A 21153-nucleotide genomic window follows, 5' to 3' on the forward strand; every position below is an offset into this window, starting at 1 on the left:
CGCTTGGTCGCGTTTTTCAGTTCTACTACGTATTCACTCATTTGCATATCACCTTTTCTTCTCCGAGATGAAGTGCGGGACAAAGTAAACTGTTCTCGGTTCAGTTCCCTAAGGAAAAGCCTGCCCAGTGCAAGCTCTTTACCATTTCTTGTCCGCGGGAGCATGTTTGAAAAGAGAACCCCTGCAGAGATGAAAATCGAGCAGGGGTTTCTTCTCGTTCACTTAAATGCTGGAACTAATGGAAAACCACAAGCGTGTGGGATGGATTGCTTAGCCGATGTAGCCCTTCAGCTTATCCAGGCGCTCCTGAGCGTTATCCTTGGTGACAACGGAGCAACCGGAGTCGATGAACTTCTCCAGTTTTTCACCGTTAACAGCCTTTACAGCAGCATCAACTGCCTTGTAGCCCATGTCGTATGCTTCCTGAGCAACGGACATGGTCTCCTCGCCAGACAGGATAGCGTTGCAAGCGGACTGGATGCCGTCGAAGCCAACAAAGATGGTCTTCTCATAAGCAGCATTGCCCTTTGCAGCACGAGCAGCAGCCATAGCCATATCGTCGTTGTTGCAGACGATGATAGCGACGCCATCCGGATGGTTCTGCATGATTGCTTCCATCGAGGTAGCAGCCTTATCAGCAACAGCGTCAGCGTACTGGATCTCGTCCTTCAGGAACTCGCCGCCAGCCTCGGTAACGCCCTTCTCATAACCGGTCAGACGTGCAGTAGCAGTGCCATCGCCCTGTACGCCGGAAATTGCGATTGCCTGAACCTTATCCCAGCCAGCAGCCTTAGCAGCTTCAACAGCAGCCTTGCCGCCTTCTGCAGCAGCATCCTCGTTGCCGGTGCCTACGAAGGACAGAACCTCAGGTGCGTCGATGTTGGTATCAACAGCAACGATCGGTGCGGTCTGGCCAGCGATCAGGGTCTTAACGAGGTCAGCCTGCAGCGGAGCGATAACGAATGCATCGTATGCACCGGAGTTCAGGTCGGTCTCGATCATATTCTGCTGCTCGTCGTAAGCGGTCTCGGAGGTAGCGCCCTTAACCTCAACCTTTACGTCCGGGTTGTCCTTGGAGTAAGCCTCAGCGCCAGCCTTAACGTAGCTCCAGTACTCGGAAGCAGTCGTCTTCAGGATAACGTCAACAGAGCAGCCGGAACCGCTCTGCGCCTTATCGCCGCCGGTCTTGTCGTCCGTAGACGGGGTGGAAGAACCGCCGCCGCAAGCTGCAAGGCTTGCAACCATAGCGCCGGTCATCAGCATAGCAAGTAATCTCTTCTTCATGATAAAACCTCTCTCCTTTTTTATGCGGAGCAAACAGTCTCTCAGGTTGTCTGCTCTGCGGTCGGTTCCCACTGCTGTGGGACTTAGGAACGCTCCAACGTTCTGGTAATATTTTAATGCAATCTTACTGGTTTGACAAGCCTTTCTTGTCATTTTTGTTGGAAGTGGTTAGTTCGACACTATCTTCCTTGTGCAGATTGACAGCTTTCCGCTTTGCCGTTCGAAAAACCCGTTATGTGCATTGTGCATTTTTGCAGTTTTTACGGCAATTTTCCCATAAATTCACGGTAAAATGCAGGCGGATTTGGGCATATTTTGGATAGATGTCTTGCACGAAAAGGTTACAATGTGGTAAAATTACAGTACACCGAATAAAAAGTCACCGCACCATACAAGAGAGAAGGAATGTGAAAATGAAGCTGGCTATCAAAACCTGCACGCTGGATATGCCCTATGAGCAGATGCTCGATTTCTGCGTAGAGCAGAAAATTGCCGCTATTGAAATCGGCACCGGCAACTGGTCGGGTGCGCCGCACTGTGACCTCGACCTTCTGGTAAGCGACAAGACCGCCCGTGAAAAATGGTATGACGCCATGCGTAAAAAGGGGCTGGAGCTGTGCGCGCTCAACTGCTCGGGCAACCCGCTCGCGTATGAAAAGGACATGGATGTAACCAAGAAAACCTTCGAGCTGGCGCATCAGCTCGGAGTAAAGAAGATCGTTATGATGAGCGGTCTGCCGGTCGGCTGCGAGGGCGATAAAACGCCGGTGTGGATCACGACCTCGTGGCCGCCCGAGACGCAGGACATTCTGGATTACCAGTGGAATCAGGTTGCGATTCCCGCATGGAAAAATCTTGTTAAGCTGGCGGAGGATTGCGGAATCGAGCGGATTGCGCTCGAAAACCACGGTATGCAGCTGGTTTACAACCCGGAAACGCTGCTCCGTCTGCGTGAGGCTGTCGGCCCGATGATCGGCATGAACCTCGATCCGTCCCACCTGTTCTGGATGGGTGGCGATCCGATCGAAGCGGCCCGCGTGCTCGGTGAGCACGGCGCGATTTACCATATTCACGGCAAGGATTCGCGGCCGGAGCGCCGCTACTGGCAGCCGAACGGCATGCTGGATACCAAGCCGATCGACGCCTTTGCCCGCCGCTCGTGGAACTATGTTGCCGTCGGCGCGGGACACGATGCCAAGTGGTGGAAGGAGTTTTTCTCGGTTGTCCGCATGTCGGGCTACGACGAGGAGATTTCCCTTGAAATGGAAGATTTGACACTCTCCATGCTCGACGGCCATCTCGCCAGTCTGCAGGTGCTGCGTGAAGCACTCAATATTAATTAAATCTTATATCTATAATAACAGGTGCTGTAATTTTAACTTACAGCACCTGTTTTCTTTATTATATTAAGTCTCAGCGTTCCTTAAGAGAAATATAAGGCTCCGCAGGCTGCACGCAGCGGTACGCCGGACGGATGATCTTATCCGTGTTGATCAGCTCTTCCAAGCGGTGGGCGCTCCAGCCGACGATACGCGCCATCGCGAACACCGGCGTGTACAATTCCGGCGGCAAACCCAGCATGGAATACACAAAACCTGAGTAAAAATCAACATTTGCGGACACACCCTTATAGATGTGGCGTTCCTGCGCGATAACCCGAGGCGCCACCTCCTCGACCATGGTGTACAGCGCGAAATCCGCGTCTCTGCCCTTCTCGTGCGCCAGCTGACCGACGAAGGATTTGAATACCTGCGCACGCGGATCCGAGATCGAGTACACGGCGTGACCCATGCCGTAAATGAGTCCCTTCTGATCAAATGCCTCACGACGCAGCAGCTTGACAAGGTAATCCGCAACCGCCTGCTCATCCGTGGTATCCGACACGTTTTTCTTCATATCCTCGAACATCTGCACGACCTTGTAGTTCGCTCCGCCGTGCTTCGGGCCTTTCAGCGAACCGAGCGCCGCTGCAATAGCCGAATAGGTATCCGTGCCGGAGGACGTGACGACGTGTGTTGTGAACGACGAGTTGTTGCCGCCGCCGTGCTCCATGTGCAGCACGAGCGCCAGATCGAGCACGCTTGCCTCGAGCGGCGTGTACTGCATATCCGGGCGCAGCATGCGCAGAAAGTTGGACGCAGTAGACAGACTGTCCGACGGATAGTGAATGTACATGCTGCCGCCGCACTCGTAGTGATTGTAGGCGTGATAGGAATACACCGCCAGCATCGGAAAGACCGAAATCAGCATCAGGCACTGCCGCAGCACGTTCGGCAGGCTGATATCATCCGCGTTACTGTCGTAGGATGCCAGCGTGAGCACACTGCGCGACAGGCTGTTCATCATATCATGCGTCGGCGCTTTCATAATAACATCGCGCGTGAAATTGGTCGGCAGCGTGCGTCCCTGTGCCAGCAGAGCCTTGAAATCGCCCAGACTCTTGGCATCCGGCAGCTCACCGAACAGCAGCAGGTAGGCAACCTCCTCATACCCCTTGCGGCCGTCGCGGATAAAGCCCTGCACCAGATCCTGAATGCGAATGCCGCGGTAGTACAGCTCACCCTCACAGGGCACGATTTCGCCGCCTGTCTCCTTGCGGGAGATAATGTCCGAAATGTTGGTCAGACCGGCCAGTACGCCCTGTCCATTGATGTCGCGCAGACCGCGCTTGACATCGTACTTGCGGTACAGCGCCGGATCAATGCGGCTGTTCGAGCGGCAGAGCGCCGCCAGCGCTTCCACACGCGGCGTGACCTGTAAAATATCGTGTTCCGGTGTCATGATGATTCCTCCCTTTTACTGCATTGTGTGATATATTTATTGTATCAGAATCCACTCGCGTTTACATGACATTTTTTGCACAGTTCCGTTAATAATTCGTAAATTTTTTCGCATATCTCAGCAGTTACACAGGATATGCCCACAAATTTGATAAATTTATGCACAAAAAGGCACAATGAGTTTCTCATTGTGCCTTTTCGGACTCTGCAATTTTTGTTTAGCGGATAACCATACGGATCAGCGGATAAAGTTCATCATCGTGCGCGGACGGCTTTCCGGCGGCTCGATGCCGGCCTTGTCGATCACCTTGAGCATCCATGCCATGTTGCGGCCCAGCTTTTCGATGACTTCAACGCCCTCGATATCCTGCATCGCCTCGCCCTTGTCTGCGCCGTGTACGGCGTTCCAGTAGTCCGAGGTGACGAGCACCATCTCCATGGTGTTGATCGTACCGAGCAGCTGCTGGTAGGTCTCCATGCCGCCCGAACGGCGCAGCGTACACAGCGCCGCACCGACCTTGTGCTTCAGCTGATTATCGCCGCAGCCTGCCGCCAGAATCAGACGGTCGAGCACGCACTTCATACCGCCCGCAATGCCGCCGTGGTACACCGGGGACGCGAGCACGATGCCGTCCGCCTCAATGCACTTGGCGATGATTTCATTTACACCGTCGTCGTCCTGCACGCAGCGCAGCGTGCCGTTGTCCAGGCAGTGATAGCACGCCATGCACGGATGCACCTTCGCCCCCGGCTGACATACCTCAAACTCGATGCCCTCCTGCTCGAGCACCTTGCCGAGCACCTCGAGCATCTGCGTACAGTTGCCGCCCTTGCGCGGCGAGCCGTTGATTGCTACAACTTTCATATCCTTTTCCTCCGTGTTTTCTCTATTTTCAGTGCGCGTCCGCACCGTTTTAAGGCAATACCACATAATTGAACAAGAGCGATTTACGAGTAAATTTTGTGTTCTGAATAGGCGTGGTTTTGCGGTAATGCTTTGTGCATTACCGTGAAGTCACAACGACGTCAGAGCGCAAAATTTCCGTAAAGCGCCGCAGCTTTAATTGTGTGGTGTTGCCTCATTTACAAATGCTTCTGATTTTCCAATCGATACAGGCGCATGACCACCAGCGTATGATTCAGCTGCGGACCCATCAGCAGGATCATGCTGACGATATACAGCCACAGCATCAGTACGATAATCGCCGCCAGAGAGCCGTACAGCACAGAATACCGCGCCATATTGTCCACATAGAACGAAAATCCAAGCGAAACCAGAATCCACGCTACCAGCGAGAACAGCGCACCCGGCCACACCTCGCGGAACCTAAGGTGCAGATTGGGCACGACCTTGTTGAACAGCATGAGAAACACGAAAATAAACGCGATCATCACCCAGAAGCTGGCATCGTGCAGTCCGTCCATCACAGCCAGCGGCACCGGCAGATATTTCGGTACAACGCGGATGATGGTTCGTCCGGCGACGACAAGCACAAAGCTGCACACAACCGAAACAAGAAAGCCCGCCGTAATGCCGAACGAAATGAGCACGTCCTTGACCATGCCGCGCGAGATTTCAACGTGGTAAATATCGTTGACCGTGCGCATCATTGAGCGCACCGCACGGGACAGGAAATACAGCGTCAGACCCAGACCGACGATCATCGGACTGAACGACGGCGTGCTGGTCAGCTGCTGAATATAGCCGCCTATGAGCTGCTGCAGACTTTTCGGCAGCATTTCCAGCACCGGCTGCATCCCCTCGATTGACAGGTCAAGCTGTGCGAGCATGGAGTTGACGAACATCAGCAGCGGGAACATGGAAAACAGCAGAAAATACGAAAGCTCTGCCGCAGACTGCGGAATGCCGTCATCAAAAAAGCGGTAAACCATGCGCTTGATCAGATATAGCCATCGGTTTTGACCGTTCATTGCGTCCCTCCCCTGTGTCGGTAGATTTTGCTGTACTTATCATATCAGCTTTTTATCAAATTTACAACTTGCGTTTTGGCTTCATCTATTGTATACTGATAAAAACAGAACATTTGTTCTGATTGGAGGGTGTGTCATGGCGGATCTGCGTCCGGTGACCTGCTGTTTTTCCGGCTACCGAATTGAAAAAATGCCGTTCCGGAACGAGGACTGTCCCGCTGCGCTCGAGCTGTTTACCGCACTCGATGCTGCGGTCGCGGAGGCCGCCGCTGACGGCTGTACACGTTTTCTCTCCGGCATGTCCACCGGCTTTGACCTGTGGGCCGCTGAAGCCGTCCTGCGCGCGCGTGCGGCGCTCCCGGTGCAGCTGCTGTGCGCCGTACCGTTCGACGGACAGGCCGATCGGTTTCCGCTCGAGTGGAAACGCCGGTTCAACCGCTGCCTGCTCGCCGCAGATAAGGTGTACGCGCTCTCGCGGAGTTATCATGCCGGGTGCTTTGCCGCGCGCAACCGGTTTATGGTGGATGCGTCGTCAAGGCTCATCTGTTACTATGATGGACGGTCGGGCGGTACGGCACAGACCGTGCATATGGCTGAGCAGAGCGGGCTGAAAATTGTAAATCTCGCGGATGGACAGATGTCGCTGCTGTGAAAAGGACTGACCGGTGGGTCAGTCCTTTTTGTTTTCTGTCAGCGATTGCATAATTAAAAATAGAGAATTGAGGACGGAAAATAGGCGTGACGGTATGCCGTAATGCCATGCACGTTAAACCATCTGCAGACGCACAAAACGTTATACCGTTACGTTAATTCTCAATTCTCCATTTTCAATTCTCAATTATTACAGATTTCATCCAGCTGAGTGAGAATCTCACTGCCGTTTTTCAAATCATGCACCCAGCCGTTGCCATTGTACACAAAATTGAGTTCACCGATATTAAGGAAGGTCGGCGTATCATTATACACCGCGATGATTTCGTAGCTGACCTTATCCATCGAGAAGCTATGCTGCGAACGCGGAACACGTTTGGCCTGCACCTGTGTCAGCGCTTCGCGCAGAGCCGTTTGATTGACCTGCTCGGTCAGTTCGGTCATATCCGCACCATTGACGCGCCAGATACGCACGTTCCAAAAGCCGTTCATGTCCGGCATAGGTGCATACGGAATAAGCCAAATCACCGCTCCGACGCAAACCAGCACGCCCGCCAATACAAATGCGATTCGTTTTTTCATGCCGATCCCTCCCTTTTATTGTTTATCAAGCAGCGTGAGGAGTTTCTCGCCGCCGGACAGCTTATGTACCCACGGTGACATACTTTCTGTGACCTCATACGCATAGCTCGGTTCACCGAGGCTAAAACATACTGTTTTACTGCCGTATACCACCTGAATCTGATAGCAGTCTGCGCTGATGGCGCGATGATAACTCGGCAGGCGGCGTGCTCTGATTTGCGGCAACAGTTCGCGTATTGCGTCCGTATCAGCCTGTTTTGTGATGTCCTCAGACGTATCTCCCGCATGAACACGGAGTACCAGCACGTCTGCAATTCCTGCTGTATCCGTCACCGGCACATATGATGTAAAGCACATGGCCGCTCCAACGCAAACCACAACGGCTATCAGAACAAACAGGATTCGTCGTTTCACTCGTTTTCCCTCCCCACCAAAAAAACAAAATCCGCCGACATGATTGAATTTTCACGTCGGCGGATTCCTTACTTATGCAATTATGTGTGTGCTGAAATTACTTCAGGCCAGCGGTGATGATCGCCATCTGGTAAACCTCGTCAGCGTTGCAGCCGCGGGACAGATCGTTGATCGGCGCATTCAGGCCCTGCAGAATCGGGCCGTAAGCAGCGTAGCCGCCCAGACGCTGAGCGATCTTGTAGCCGATATTGCCAGCCTCGATAGACGGGAAAATGAAGGTGTTAGCCTGGCCTGCAACCGGAGAGCCCTTGCACTTGGTAGCAGCAACAACCGGGGATACGGCAGCGTCAAACTGCAGCTCGCCGTCGATTGCCAGCTCCGGGTTCATCTCCTTAGCGAACTCGGTAGCCTCGCGGGACAGCGCAACCGTACCGCCCTTGCCGGAGCCCTTGGTGGAGAAGGACAGAACAGCAACCTTCGGGTCGATGCCGAAAGCCTTTGCGGTGTTTGCGGTCTCGATTGCAACCTCAGCCAGCTTCTGGCTGCCCTTCAGGGTTACGTTGCCTTCCTTGTCAACAGAATCCGGATAGTCGATGTTGATCGCGCAGTCGCCCATAGCCAGCTTCTCCTCTACGCCGTCCTTCTCGCGGACCAGAATAAAGCAGGAGCTTACGAGGTGTGCGCCCGGCTTGGTCTTGATCAGCTGCAGAGCCGGACGAACGGTGTCAGCGGTGGAGTAGGTAGCGCCGCCGAGCAGAGCGTCAGCCTTGCCCATCTTAACGAGCATGGTGCCGAAGTAGTTGCCCTTGGACAGTGCAGCGCGGCAGTCCTCCTCGCTCATCTTGCCCTTGCGAAGCTCTACCATCTTAGCTACCATAGCGTCCATCTCCGGGTAGGTAGCCGGATCGATGATCTCCATGCCCTCGATATCGAAGCCGCCCTTTGCAGCAGCAGCCTTTACTTCGTCAACATTGCCGACCAGGATGGAATCCATCAGGCCGTCCTTCTTCAGGCGTGCAGCCGCTTCGAGGATACGAGCGTCCGGGCCTTCGGTGAATACGATCTTGCGCTTGTCAGCCTTGAGTGCTGCAATCAGATTTTCAAACATATTGCATTCTCCTTCGTTTTCAATCGTCTGTGTGCAGTATGACACCGCAAACAGGCATTCTCTTGAATTTATTATACACCCTTTCCCCCTATTCCCACAAGAGGGAATTTCTGATGGACGCAAAACGCTTTCTCGGTTCCATATCACAAGGCGAACGTGAAATTTATCGAATCTCCGGCCCATGCAAAATATTTCGTCGGTATATTTGACCGGGACCGCGGGGAAAATCCAGATAGTATCCTCATAGTGACGACCAACAGGAGGGAATTTTATGCAGACAAAAGTTGAGATCTGCGGTGTGAATACATCGGGACTGCCGGTGCTCTCCGCAAAAAAGACGGACGAGCTTTTGAAAAAATCCGCTGCCGGAGACAAGCAGGCACGCGATGAGCTGATCCGCGGCAATCTGCGGCTGGTGCTCAGCGTTGTTCAGCGGTTTCAGGGCCGCGGCGAATCGCCGGACGACCTGTTTCAGGTCGGATGCATCGGCCTGATGAAAGCCATCGACAATTTTAATACCGAACTCGGCGTGCGCTTCTCCACCTACGCCGTACCGATGATCATCGGCGAAATCCGCCGCTACCTGCGCGACAACAGTGCCCTGCGGGTCTCGCGCAGCCTGCGCGACACAGCGTACCGCGCTCTGCAGGCCAAGGAGGCGTTCATCCGCGAGCACCAGCGCGAGCCGGACATCGTGGAACTGGCCAAGCTGATGGACGTGCCGAAAGAGGAGGTCGTGTTCGCGCTCGACGCGATACTCGACCCGGTGTCGCTGTTCGAACCGGTGTTCCACGACGGCACGGACACGGTCTGCGTGATGGATCAGGTCGGTGACACCAAAAACACGGACGACAACTGGCTTGCCGGTATTGCTCTGCGGGACGCTATGCGCAGCCTGAACGACCGCGAGCGCCGTATCATCCGGCTTCGCTTCTTCGAGGGACGCACCCAGATGGAGGTGGCACGCGAAATACACCTTTCGCCAAACAAAAGGAAGGAAGATTCCGGTCCTTTTCTTACTATATAATAAGAGCGGCAGAAAACGCGAGGATAGCATATCAAAATGGTATGAGGATTTTCCTTTTACCTATACTGCATACGCTGAATGCACTCAATCGATTGTGTCAGCTGACGGAATCGCTCTGAGAAGAATTTTTTGTATGCCATACAGTAAATATTCTGCCCGATTACGCCGTTCGGCAGGATATCTCGGTCGCGGCGGCAGCCGTTGCGGCACAAGCCGAACCACTGACAGGTCTTGCACTCCTCCGGTACGGCAAGCGACTGCCGAACGAATCTTTTTGCAGTCTCGCTGTTCTGCATATCAACCAGACCAGTTTCTCTGATGTTTCCCAGCCGCCATTCATCCAACACATAAAAATCACAAGGATACACACCGCCGTCGCCCTCCACAACGAACTGCACCGAGCAGCAGCCTGCCATATTACAGGCTTCCGGCCGCTCCCCCAGAAGGATGGACAGCCAGTTGTCCAGATGGCGGATGCTGATGTACTCGCCGTGCCGAAGATCGTCGAACCACAGGTCGAACAGCCGCACAAGGAAATCACCGTAACCGTCTGCGGTCAGCGTATAGCATGGCTCACCATCTGCCCGATCAAACGGATCGATGCACGGAATAAACTGCAGCCATCTGAAATTCTGTTTACGGTAAAATCGATATAACTTTTCGACCGAACGTGCATTCTGTCCGGTTACGACACATAGAATATTAAACGCAACATTGTGTTTTTCCAGCAGCCGCACGGATTTCATAACTCGATTGAACGTATCCTTCCCCTGCACATCTGTTCGGTTGCGGTTATGCAACTCTGGCGGTCCGTCCAACGACACCCCCACCAGAAAATGATTTTCCGCAAAAAACGCGGCCCATTCCTCATCAATCGTGTATCCGTTGGTCTGTATGGCATTACGAATTTCCACACCCGGTTTGGCATACTGCTTTTGCAGTACCACCACCTGACGGTAAAAGTCCAGGCCTGCAAGCGTTGGCTCACCGCCTTGGAATGCAAAGGAGCAGATATGCTCGGCATATTCCATGCCCGCCTGTATCACCTTTTCGATTGATTCGATTGAAAGCATTCCCTCGAACTCCTGCTCCCGGTGTGCCGCAACGTCCTTGTAAAAGCAATACTGGCACGCCATGTTGCATGCAGACGATGCAGGCTTGATCAGAATATTGATCGGCGGCATAATCACCCCTCCTCAGCTTTTATTTTAACAGAAAACGATAAATATTGCACACGCTGAGCACCATCACCAGCAGCATGGAGCCTTCAAACAGCAGGGTTGCCTGCCGGTCGCTCAGACGTTTGTTGATGCGTCCTCCGGCTTCACTGCCCAGTACGCCGCACAGCACCATACCGCACAGCAGAATAATAGATAATGTCGGTATACTGCCTGTCACCGCCGTGGTAATGATGCCAACGCTCTGGCTGATCAGAATGATGTACAGGCTGTTCTGTGCCGCCACCTTGGTCGGCATAGAGAAAAAGAAGAACAACACCGCCATATTAAACGGTCCGCCGCCAATACCGAGAAAGGTGCCCAGCATGCCCAATCCCAGTCCAATCAACACGCAGACCGCCGGATTACGCACTTGAAGCATGGTTAATCGGTCCTTGCGGATGGTATAGAGCAGCGTGGCAAACGTCGCGGTACACAGCAGCGCCGCCTGTATACCGCCTGCGGTATCCGCATTTGCAAACAGACCGGCCACAGCAGAAAACAGCTGTTTCCCTGCCATACCGCCAACAGCCGCACCGATTGCCAACGGTGTTGAAATCGACAGATCAATCTGCGACTCGTGCTGCACCATCGATTTACCAACCGACCAGCACGTCATGCCAAGAACCGTACACCCAGACAGAAAATTGATTTCTGTCACCTGCATAATACCGAGCGCATCCAGTGCAGGCTTGATGATCACGCCTCCGCCCATACCGCATATTTTACCGATGATACAAGCGCCGAACGCTACCAGAAAACAAATACTCTGCACCTGATCACACCCTTAGTACTTCGCGGTCTGACGATTTGCCGCACAGGCAGTTGTCCACGTTTTCTGCGCCGGCGGATAATGATCCACCATGTACGACAGCCTACGGCGCGCCTGTTCGATCTGCTCTCGATAAGTTTCATCTGCAATGCGGTTTTCACGCTCCTGCGGATCGCGTTTCAGGTCGTAGAATTCCTCGTACGGCATCTCATCCAGCTTATAGCCGAGATATTTGATGTACTTGCTGTTCTCGGTGATGATGGTCTGCCACGCATTGCTTCGACAGCCGTCTGCACCGCGCCAATATGGTGTTGAAGTGATGGAAACGCCGTCGATACGCTCCTCGGTAAAGTCGCTTTCGCTAAAGCAAAAATCACGGACGCGCTCTTGTTCCCCACGCAGCACCGGCAGCAGTGAACGGCTCGGAATAATATCGTTATACGCCGGCCAGCTTCTGCTGAGCACCCGCTGTGTATCCAATCCTGCATAATCGAGTGCAGTTGCTGCAATGTCGGAAATTTCAACCGGTGCGGTGTTTTCACCAACAGGCGCTGCACCCGGCAGACGCACCGCCAGCGGAATACCAACCGACTGCTTCCACGGCACACCTTTCTGAATCATGAAGTGATCGCCCAGCATATCACCATGATCCGAGGTAAATACGATCAGCGTATCGTCCAGCATGCCTCGCTCTCGCAGCACATCCAGTGTTTCACCTATCTGATCGTCGATCAACCGAATCATCGCCTTTGCAGAACGGCGCTGACGATACAGGCTCTCCTTGTCCTCATCCGAAATAATCTGTCCTTCCGGCAGGATAAAATCATCCTCCCGCTCCAGTGGAAACATATCCAGATACCGCTGCGGTGCGTCATACGGCTTGTGTGGTCCGCAGAAGGACACCATCATGTAGAACGGCATCTCCGCCGGATGCGCGCGAAGCTGCTCGCGTGCCACACAGCCGGTAACCACATCAATGTAATCCTCCTCATCGAACGGCCACGGCAGCGCCTTATCATAGTTGTGGTTCGCTACATCGCCGTTTTTGCCGCCGCTCTGCGAGAAAAAGTCTCGTACCTGCTCGAGCATGCCCTTCTTCGCCAGATAATCACCGTAGAAACAGTAGTTGGAAACCACCTGCTGCTTGCCGGCGGTCTCCCAGATGAAATCATAACCGTAGGACTTCTCGTCCTGTTCTCCTGCCACCGGATCCATGCCGCAGCCTCTCGGCGTAGACCACGGATAGGTCTGATTATAATGGAACTTGCCGATGCCGTAGGTCTTGTAGCCTGCATCCTGCAGGGCCTGCATAAATGTCGGTATCTGCGGGAACAGATCACCTGCCATGGTCAGCGTGCCAATCTGGCGCGGATATCGTCCCGTGATAAGCGAGGTACGCGCCGGAGAACAGATAGGATTGGTTGTATTGCAGCAAGTAAAATGGGCATGCTGTGCAATCCAGTCGATATTCGGCGTGGAAACGCAGCTGTCTGCGGCATAGCCCACATAATCTGTGCGCTGCTGATCAGTCATAAACAACAGAATATTACGCGGCATATTTTACACTCCTTTTCAGAAATATCCCCTCATACTGTTTTCCCCTTGATACCAAGACGATATCAAGGGGAAAGAAGAGAGATTGAGTGAATCGGTCAAAGCAGTTACGTTACCACCATTTGATCAGATCGGTGACCTTGTTGCGAAGCTCGACAAACTCCGGTGATACCACATCACGCGGAAGCGGCAGCGGATTGTCCAGCACGGTTTTCACCGAGGTTGGCTTGTTGGTCAGCACCATAATCTTCTGGCTGAGGTATACGGCTTCCTCAATGTTGTGAGTGATAAACAGTACGGTCGTACCCGTCTTTTTCCACAGCTTGATCAGCTCGTCCTCCAGCTTGAAGCGCAGGTCGATATCCAACTGACCATACGGCTCATCCATCAGAAGCAGCTCCGGTTTGGTTGCAAATGCACGCGCGATAGCAACGCGCTGCAGCATACTGATGGAAAGCTGACTGGGATAGTAATTGCGGAATTTGGTCAAACCGACAATATCCAGCATTTCCTCTACATTGGCATCCGCCTCCGCCTTGGGCGTTTTCTTGATTTCCAGACCGAAGCGGATATTCTGCTCCACAGTCAGCCACGGGAAGGAGGAATACTCCTGAAAAATATAGGATATATTTTGCTTTTTCGGATTGACCGGAATGCCGTTTACCAGAATGTCGCCTGCCGTCGGCTCATACAGGCGGGTCAGACTATTCAGAAAAGTAGTTTTGCCGCAGCCGGTCGGACCAACGATGCACAGGAACTCGCCTTCCTCTACTTCAAAGTTCAAATTATCCAGCACCAGAAGGTCACCGAACCTTTTGGTCAGGTTCTGCACTTTTACCTTAGGCTCTTTGTTTGCCATTGTCCGGCACCTCCTTTACAGCGTATGATCTACTACCGAATCGATCTCGCGGCGCAGCCGCAGAAATTCCGGATCGGTGTAATTACGGGGACGCGGCAGGTTGATCTCATACTCTGCCTTAACACCGGTTGGGCAGTTGCGCAGCACCAGAATGCGGTCTGCGAGGTACACTGCCTCCTCGATGTTGTTGGTTACAAAAATAACGGTGCGCTTTTCCGCCTGCCAGATGCGGGTCAGCTCATCCTGCATCAGATAACGTGTCTGTGCATCCAGATGTCCGAACGGCTCATCGAGCAGCATCACGAGCGGCTCATTGCAGTACGCACGGGCAATGCCGACACGCTGCTGCATGCCGCCTGACAGCTTGACCGGGAATGAATTTTCAAATCCCTGCAGGCCGACCAGATCAATGTAATGCTGTGCCCTCTGGCGGCGTTCTTCCTTCTTGATACCGCGTACCTTGGGACCGTATTCCACGTTTCCCATAACGGTAAGCCACGGAAACAATGCCGTATTCTGAAAGACCATGCCGCGATCCGGACCGGGCCCGGTGATATCCTTGCCCATGCAGAGAACGTGCCCCGACGAGGGCATCTCAAAGCCTGCAATCAGGTTCAGGATGGTACTCTTACCGCACTGTCCGGGGCCGAACAGCACAAGGAACTCATTTTCGCGCACCTTAATATTCAAATCTCCAACGACCTGATAGCGGCCTTCCTCCGGTTTGTCGAAAAACTTATCCACACCACGGAACTCGATCAACGGCTCGCCAGCAGCCGTTACTTTCCTCTCACTGTCCATGCGCATAGCTTGGATTCAACTCCTCTCATGATGGTAGTGATGAGCAGACCGGTCAGGGCAATCGCCAGAATGCCTACCATGATCTGCGTCATATTGCCTACGTCCTGACCGCTTACGATCAGCCAGCCGACGCCTTCGGACGAGCGAATCATCTCTGCCGCTACAATGGTGGCCCATGCAGAGCCGAGTGCTACCTGCAGACCGGAGAAAATGTACGGAACCGTCGTTGGCAGTACAATGGAAGTGAACAGCTGGTTATCTTTCGCACCCAGCATACGCGCTGCACGAACCAGTGTTTCATCGACCGAATGCACGCCGTTGTAGGTAGTCAGCGCAATGGTAAAGAAGCACGCCAGAAAAATTAAGAAATACTTGGAACCTTCACCGAAGCCGAACCATACGATAGAAAGCGGAATCCATGCAATCGGCGGAATCGGGCGGAACATCTGAATGTACGGCATCAGAATAGAATCAGCAATCTTGTACCAACCCATCACGACACCGACCAGCACACCGAGCACGCCGCCGAACGCATACGGAATCAGCATGCGGCGCAGACTAATGAGGATGTGCATAATCATAGAATGCGTACCGATCGGTACAACAAATGCCTTGCAAAAGCCTGCAATAACCGTCACCGGATCGGGCATAACCTTGCCGAGTGAGGTAAACTTAGTCGCTGCGTACCAGATACACAGAAAAATGAAAATACCGAGCACGCCATAGGCGATACGCTTGTTGCGTTCTTTCATCCACGTCTACCTCCCTTGATGAGCTTTCTGCCGATAAACTGAATAATCGAGGACAGCACCGCACCGGTAATCGCAATGACGATCATACCGACGATGATGATATCCAGACGAAAAATACCGCGTGCCTGCTGAATCATAAAACCGAGACCCTTAGTGGAAGCCAGCAGTTCTGCCGCAACCAGCGTGGTCCATGCGGAACCGAGAGCAACGTCCAGACCGGTGAAGATCATCGGCAGTGCAGATGGAATCGCTACTTTTGTCAGCAGCTCCCAGTTGCTTGCACCGAAGGTCTGGCCGACCCACAGATGCACGGTTTTCGTCTGCTTAATACCGGAATAACTGTTGATAACCATAGCGACCATCGCGGAAATAAAGATAACCAGCGCTTTGGACAGAAAACCGATGCCGACCAGCGTTACCATAACCGAAGTCCATGCAATGCCGGGAATGGTACGAACCAGATCGAATACCGGACGAACCAGCATATCCACCTTGTCGTTCCACGCCATGAAGATACCGAGCGGGATACCGATGATCGCACCAATTAAATAGCCGCCGAGTGCAACCTGAAGGCTGGCACCAAGATGCTGCAGCAGCGTTGCGCCATCCGGCTTGGTCTCAAACCATTTTTTCACAAACGTAGAGGCAACCTTTACCGGAGAAGGCAGTGCATTCGATCGGAAAATACCCAGTCCGTCCGTTACCAGCCACCATACAAAAATGCCTGCGCAGATCGACGCAATACTGATGAACAGGTACTTATTGATCTGCAGTTTTTTCTTTTCTTGCATATGCTCCTCTCCTTTAACCGCCTTATTTTTACCTTATTCTGTAATTTTCGCCCATTTCAGGGTACAGAAAAGGAAGCCCATGGAGCATGGGCTCCCTTATCTGCCAGTATGTTATTTCAGGGTTGCTGCCTTTACAGTGATGCCGAGTGCATCCTGCAGCGGATTGACATTGATTGCTTCCTCAATATTGGCAACCTGATCCTCCTCAATCGTGCCGATGGAGGCGAAGAAATTGCCTACCTGCAGCAGACCGGAACCGAGATAATAATCCGAAGCCTCATAATCGGACGGAACAACGAACGGACGAATTTCGGTCTCGGTCTTAACGTCGTTTTCGTCAGCCGGCTTGCCGTTCTCCGAATAGAACTTGAGTGCAAACTCGTTGCGCAGATCCGGATCAGCCTGCAGTTCTTCAGCTGCCTTGCACATACCCTGCAGGAACAGCACCACATCATCGTAACGGTCTGCCAAAATGTCCTTGCGAGCCAGGAAGCCGTTCTTGAACTCGGTGTCCGTTGCTTCCATGCAGTCTGCAACCTCTACCATGTTGTTCGATTCCATCATGTTGCAGTAGTCAACATCGGTGGCAACAAATACGTCGCCTTCACCGGTCAGAATCGCCTGTGCGGCTGCTGCGCGATCCATGTTCAGATATTCGTAATCCGCACCTGCAGTCAGGCCAAACTGTGCAAAGTACGAGTTTGCAATCCACTGCTCCATCGTGGAGGTAGGACCGAGAACGGTCAGGCCCTTCAGTGTATCTGCACTGCCGTACATATCCGGCTTGCCGGAAATCTCGCCCTTGTGATCGAGCACCGGACTGTCCTTGCGGACATAAACCTTTGCGGTGATCGAGCCGCTGTCCGACTCTGCGATCCAGTCGCACAGGCCGGAAGCCGTCGAGTAAACCGATGCCAGACCATTGGAAGCCACATCAAGCTGTTCTGCTGCCAGGCCCTCATTCTCCGGAGAGCCGTTCGGGAACATAATCAGGTTAACATCCAAACCCAGATCATCGAAATAACCCTTCTCCTCTGCGTATACCGTAGGAATAGAAATGATGTTGGACTGTACACCGACATTCAAGGTTTTGCCGGAAGCGGTAAACGTGCCGTCACCCGAGCCGCCGGGAGCGGAACCCGAGCCGCCGCCGGAGGAGGAACCGCCGCCGCACGCGGTCAGACCGGTCATTACAGTTGCTGCCAGAAGCATTGCGATCGCTCTTTTGTATCCGTGTTTCATTTTTTCAACCTCCCTTGATTTGAGTATAGTTTACCGTAAACCCTGCACAAAGTCTTTTTAATATTTGACTCGGTTTTTCACATTTATGACATTATCCGCTCTGCTTGTTCTTGCGCACATCATTCGGCTTGCAGCCGAATACCTTGTGGAAAACCGTCGAGAAGTAGCTCATGTTCGTGATACCGACACGAAGAGCCACCTCTGAAATGCGCAGACTGCTGTTTTCCAGCAAGCAGCGCGCCTGCTTCATGCGCACGCTCATCAAATACTCCGAAAAGTTAACGCCGACCTCCTTCTTGAACTGCCGAGACAGGTAATCCCGGTTGAGGAATACCACATCCGCAACCGTATTAAGTGAAAGATCCTCCGCATAATGCGCATTGATGTGATCGAGTGCCTTTCGTATTGCAGCAGAATATCCTATGCCGTGCTTGCGCTGCAGTACAGCAATGCCTTCACAAACCGCTTCACACAACGCCGCAAATGTGCAGCAGGAAGCAACTGCATCCGCTGTATGCTGCAGCTCCGGCTCCAGCTTGACAGCCAGACCGGAAAACAGCTGCTGCACGGTTTCGCGTAAAAAGCTGCTGCGTACTTTATATTTCTCTGCGCACTGCAGCAGACGCTCCAAATCGGCACAGCCGCCCTGAATATCTCCATCGGTCAGCTTAATCGTTGCACGCATGATACAGGTTTCCACTTCACTGACATGAATCTCATGCGGCAATTTCTGTGCTGACACCTGATAAAACCGTGAATCAAAGTCCCGCACGGCCTCTGCAAATGACTTTGGCAGATTGGTAAAATGATGATGTACGCCGCTGCACCCGATTCCGCCGTTCAGCCTCTCTGCACATTGATAGAAATATGCCGCCGCATCCTGCTCCTCCGCAAAGGCATTCCGCCTAATGTTGACAAGCAGGTACACCTCCTGCTCACTGTACGCATAAAACAGCGGATTTTCAAAATGCTCCTGCATGTTTTTCTGCATAATCTCCGCATTTTGACCTTGATTGAGAAAAAACACCGTCAGAAATGCGCGCTCGTTCAAATAAATGCTGTTTTCCTGCAGATCAACGGCACTGACCGGCGTCATGTCCTCGCTCTGCTCCACCATACTGCGCAGAAAGCGGCTGCGCCCGATCTGCTGTACCGCACTCTCAGAGATACGCTGCTGCCGGCTGCTCTGCAGCTTATCCAGAACCGCACGAATCTTATCCGCACTGACCTCGGTTTTTAGAATATAATCCTTAGCACCGTTCTGCATGGCCGCACGAGCATATTCAAAATCATCGTGGCAGGTCAGCATGACGACCGCCGTGCTCGGATACTGCCGCCGAAGCTCCTGCAGCAGTTCAATACCATCCATTTTGGGCATGGTGATATCTGCAAATACCACATCGGCAGGGTTTGCCTTCATCTCCTGCAGCACCTTTGCACCTGAAGTCACCGCTGCGGTGATTTCATTTTCGCCGCCTGCATCGCGCACACACTGCACGATATACTGCTTGACCAGCGGTTCGTCGTCAACTACTATGATCTTCATTTACCTCGCCTCCCTGTTCCCGCTTCGGGATAGAACGGTAGTGATCCATCGTAATCGTTACTGTGGTGTATTTGCCGAACTCACTACGAACCGTCACATCCGACCGACCGCCGTAGATAATCTGCAGACGCTTGCGCACATTGCGCAGACCGATGCCATGATGTAACCGCCCAGAGCGGTAATTTCCTGACTGTACCTGTTCTAACCGCTTCGGAGCAATACCTTCACCGTTGTCCGTTACCTCAATATACAGTGCATTACCGCGCAGACCTGCCCTCAAGCGAATTTCACAACCTTCCTCCATCTCAGCAAAGCCGTGAAAAAAGGCATTACCGATGATCGGCTGCACGATCATGCGCGGCACATAAATGCCGTACATCTTCTCCGGCACCTCGCAGATGAGAACCGTGTCCTTTTCCGTGCGGCAGTTCATGATGGACATATAGCTGCGCATCAAATGCAGCTCCTCCTCCAGCGGCACGAACTGTATCTCCGGCGTTGCCGGAATATGCAGCAGCTCGACCAGTTCATTCATCATTCGGCAGGCGCGTTCCTGCTGGTGCATGGCGATCAGGCTCTTGACCGACAGCAGCGTGTTGTTAAGGAAATGCGGATTGATCTGCGCCTGTAGAAAATCGTACTCCGTGCGCTGTTTTTCCTGCTCTCGGATACGGATATCATCAATCAATTCTTCAATTCGATGTATCATGCCGTTGAAGGTGGTACTGAGCACATAGGTTTCTTCGTATTCGTCCTTGACCGGCAGTTCACTCAGCTTTTCAACCGACATATCTCCGATCTCATCCGTAAAGTCGGACAGCACCTGCGTAATGCGTCTGCCGCGCCAGTACGCAATGCTTGCTGCAACAATACAGCCGAGCAATACAATCGTCAGACAATTTCGCACGGTTTTCAGTCCGTCCCTCAGCAGCTCGTCCATATTCTGTTCTTCGACAAACGTCCAACCGCTGGACGCATCATGGTAATTGACAATCAGTATCTTCTGTTTGGAGCGCTGGATAATCTTATAGGTATTTCTGCCGTATTCCTCCTGAAATGTCTTCATATCGAATGCCCAGTTGCCAACACGGTTGGGATTGGTGTGTGAAATAATGATGCCGTTCCGGTCGAGAATGTACACCTTCACACCGTCGCTGACCAGCTTTTGAAACGTGCGGAACAGTGCTTCATACCGCGAGGTAAGTACAATCATTCCGACAACCTTGCCATCCTGAGCATATACGGTCTTGCCGTACGCCAGACCATAAGTAGAAATATCATCCACATCCCAGAAGCGCAGATTCCAGCTGGTATCGGTCTCACCGCTGTAATGCTTGATGTACCAGTAGGTGTTTTTCAGGCTTTTCAGATTGTTTTCATCCGGGTCAGTCGAAAACATGCGGCGGTCGTTCATCAGAATATCGATCGTCATATCCATGCCGATCCGTTTGAACTGACGGTCGGTCTGCTCCAGCAGCATTTGGATGGCACTGCTGCTCTTTTCACTTTTCGGTGCCGTCAGATCATCGTAAAAATCCTCATACAGTGCATCCATCGCCTTCACCATGTTGGTGCGGTTGACCGAGTTGCTGTCGCTGATCTGCTGCAGTACATCTACGCGGGCCTTGCCCTTTTCGCCTACTACAAGCTGAAAGGTAAAATATCCAATCGCGCAGACCGCAATCGCAACCGAAATCAGCACGCACAGCAGACTGGTCGCTATCATGCTCTGCGACATTTTGCGGCGTTTGCTTCCGCAAAGCAGCATACGCCATACCCCATTTCTCTTTTCTCTCTGCAATGTGCTCGCTCCTCTGCCATATTCCTGCGCTGTCAAATTC

General features: G+C 52.8%; 20 protein-coding genes. 3 read left to right on the forward strand and 17 right to left on the reverse strand.

All coding sequences use genetic code 11. The features are described 5' to 3' along the window. Positions 1-270 precede the first annotated feature (270 nt). Positions 271-1284 (reverse strand): sugar ABC transporter substrate-binding protein, encoded by a 1014-nt coding sequence (locus PGS25_RS06240; protein ID WP_270418016.1) that lies wholly within the window; start codon positions 1282-1284, stop codon positions 271-273. Positions 1285-1697: 413 nt separating this feature from the next. On the opposite strand from PGS25_RS06240, the gene PGS25_RS06245 reads away from it, so the two are divergent. Further along, entirely contained in the window at positions 1698-2627 is a 930-nt protein-coding gene (locus tag PGS25_RS06245; protein WP_270418017.1) for a sugar phosphate isomerase/epimerase family protein, read from the forward strand. 70 nt (positions 2628-2697) lie between these two features. Here PGS25_RS06245 and PGS25_RS06250 read toward each other — a convergent pair whose 3' ends face one another. The 3 genes from PGS25_RS06250 to PGS25_RS06260 form a co-directional block, all read right to left on the reverse strand. After that, positions 2698-4065 (reverse strand): citrate/2-methylcitrate synthase, encoded by a 1368-nt coding sequence (locus PGS25_RS06250; RefSeq protein WP_270418018.1) that lies wholly within the window; start codon positions 4063-4065, stop codon positions 2698-2700. Between the two features lie 237 nt (positions 4066-4302). Then, a complete protein-coding gene (locus tag PGS25_RS06255; protein WP_270418019.1) occupies positions 4303-4929 on the reverse strand; it encodes a flavodoxin family protein in 627 nt (208 codons plus the stop codon). A gap of 218 nt (positions 4930-5147) precedes the next feature. Beyond that, positions 5148-5996, reverse strand: coding sequence for a YihY/virulence factor BrkB family protein (locus tag PGS25_RS06260; RefSeq protein ID WP_270418020.1), 849 nt, complete (start codon positions 5994-5996; stop codon positions 5148-5150). Between the two features lie 136 nt (positions 5997-6132). Here PGS25_RS06260 and PGS25_RS06265 point away from each other — a divergent pair, with 136 nt between their 5' ends. Continuing rightward, positions 6133-6648 carry an SLOG family protein gene (locus tag PGS25_RS06265; RefSeq protein ID WP_118761379.1) on the forward strand — a complete coding sequence of 172 codons (516 nt, stop codon included), beginning with the start codon at positions 6133-6135 and terminating at the stop codon, positions 6646-6648. A 182-nt stretch (positions 6649-6830) separates the two neighbouring features. Here PGS25_RS06265 and PGS25_RS06270 read toward each other — a convergent pair whose 3' ends face one another. The 3 genes from PGS25_RS06270 to pta form a co-directional block, all read right to left on the reverse strand. Continuing rightward, entirely contained in the window at positions 6831-7229 is a 399-nt protein-coding gene (locus PGS25_RS06270) for a hypothetical protein (protein ID WP_270418021.1), read from the reverse strand. A 15-nt stretch (positions 7230-7244) separates the two neighbouring features. Continuing rightward, positions 7245-7643 carry a hypothetical protein gene (locus tag PGS25_RS06275; RefSeq protein WP_270418022.1) on the reverse strand — a complete coding sequence of 133 codons (399 nt, stop codon included), beginning with the start codon at positions 7641-7643 and terminating at the stop codon, positions 7245-7247. A 97-nt stretch (positions 7644-7740) separates the two neighbouring features. Continuing rightward, on the reverse strand, positions 7741-8751 hold the full coding sequence (gene pta / locus PGS25_RS06280; protein ID WP_117489604.1) for a phosphate acetyltransferase: 1011 nt from the start codon (positions 8749-8751) through the stop codon (positions 7741-7743). A gap of 271 nt (positions 8752-9022) precedes the next feature. Here pta and sigG point away from each other — a divergent pair, with 271 nt between their 5' ends. Further along, positions 9023-9778, forward strand: a complete 756-nt coding sequence (gene sigG, locus PGS25_RS06285; protein WP_270418023.1) for an RNA polymerase sporulation sigma factor SigG — start codon at positions 9023-9025, stop codon at positions 9776-9778. Between the two features lie 56 nt (positions 9779-9834). Here sigG and PGS25_RS06290 read toward each other — a convergent pair whose 3' ends face one another. From PGS25_RS06290 to PGS25_RS06335, 10 genes are all read right to left on the reverse strand, one after another. Continuing rightward, positions 9835-10962, reverse strand: coding sequence for an anaerobic sulfatase maturase (locus PGS25_RS06290; RefSeq protein ID WP_270418024.1), 1128 nt, complete (start codon positions 10960-10962; stop codon positions 9835-9837). A gap of 19 nt (positions 10963-10981) precedes the next feature. Next, positions 10982-11770, reverse strand: coding sequence for a sulfite exporter TauE/SafE family protein (locus tag PGS25_RS06295; protein WP_270418025.1), 789 nt, complete (start codon positions 11768-11770; stop codon positions 10982-10984). A 12-nt stretch (positions 11771-11782) separates the two neighbouring features. Next, the gene (locus PGS25_RS06300; RefSeq protein ID WP_270418026.1) at positions 11783-13324 is read right to left on the reverse strand and encodes a sulfatase family protein; all 1542 of its coding nucleotides are present in this window, start codon (positions 13322-13324) and stop codon (positions 11783-11785) included. A gap of 109 nt (positions 13325-13433) precedes the next feature. Then, positions 13434-14180, reverse strand: a complete 747-nt coding sequence (locus PGS25_RS06305) for an ABC transporter ATP-binding protein (protein WP_118479092.1) — start codon at positions 14178-14180, stop codon at positions 13434-13436. Between the two features lie 15 nt (positions 14181-14195). Further along, on the reverse strand, positions 14196-14987 hold the full coding sequence (locus PGS25_RS06310; protein ID WP_382728777.1) for an ABC transporter ATP-binding protein: 792 nt from the start codon (positions 14985-14987) through the stop codon (positions 14196-14198). Further along, positions 14960-15733: an ABC transporter permease gene (locus PGS25_RS06315; RefSeq protein WP_117489592.1), complete on the reverse strand. Its 774-nt coding sequence runs from the start codon at positions 15731-15733 to the stop codon at positions 14960-14962. The genes PGS25_RS06310 and PGS25_RS06315 overlap by 28 nt, the downstream gene beginning before the upstream one ends. Continuing rightward, a complete protein-coding gene (locus PGS25_RS06320) occupies positions 15730-16524 on the reverse strand; it encodes an ABC transporter permease (protein WP_117489590.1) in 795 nt (264 codons plus the stop codon). Before PGS25_RS06320 ends, PGS25_RS06315 begins: the two co-directional genes overlap by 4 nt. Positions 16525-16635: 111 nt before the next feature. Then, a complete protein-coding gene (locus tag PGS25_RS06325; RefSeq protein WP_118360275.1) occupies positions 16636-17766 on the reverse strand; it encodes an ABC transporter substrate-binding protein in 1131 nt (376 codons plus the stop codon). A 91-nt stretch (positions 17767-17857) separates the two neighbouring features. After that, positions 17858-19312: a response regulator transcription factor gene (locus PGS25_RS06330; RefSeq protein ID WP_270418027.1), complete on the reverse strand. Its 1455-nt coding sequence runs from the start codon at positions 19310-19312 to the stop codon at positions 17858-17860. Next, the gene (locus PGS25_RS06335) at positions 19293-21113 is read right to left on the reverse strand and encodes a sensor histidine kinase (protein ID WP_270418028.1); all 1821 of its coding nucleotides are present in this window, start codon (positions 21111-21113) and stop codon (positions 19293-19295) included. The genes PGS25_RS06330 and PGS25_RS06335 overlap by 20 nt, the downstream gene beginning before the upstream one ends. Between the last annotated feature and the right edge of the window lie 40 nt (positions 21114-21153).

This window comes from Butyricicoccus sp. AM78-15b2TA, assembly GCF_027665985.1.
Taxonomy (GTDB): domain Bacteria; phylum Bacillota; class Clostridia; order Oscillospirales; family Butyricicoccaceae; genus Agathobaculum; species Agathobaculum butyriciproducens.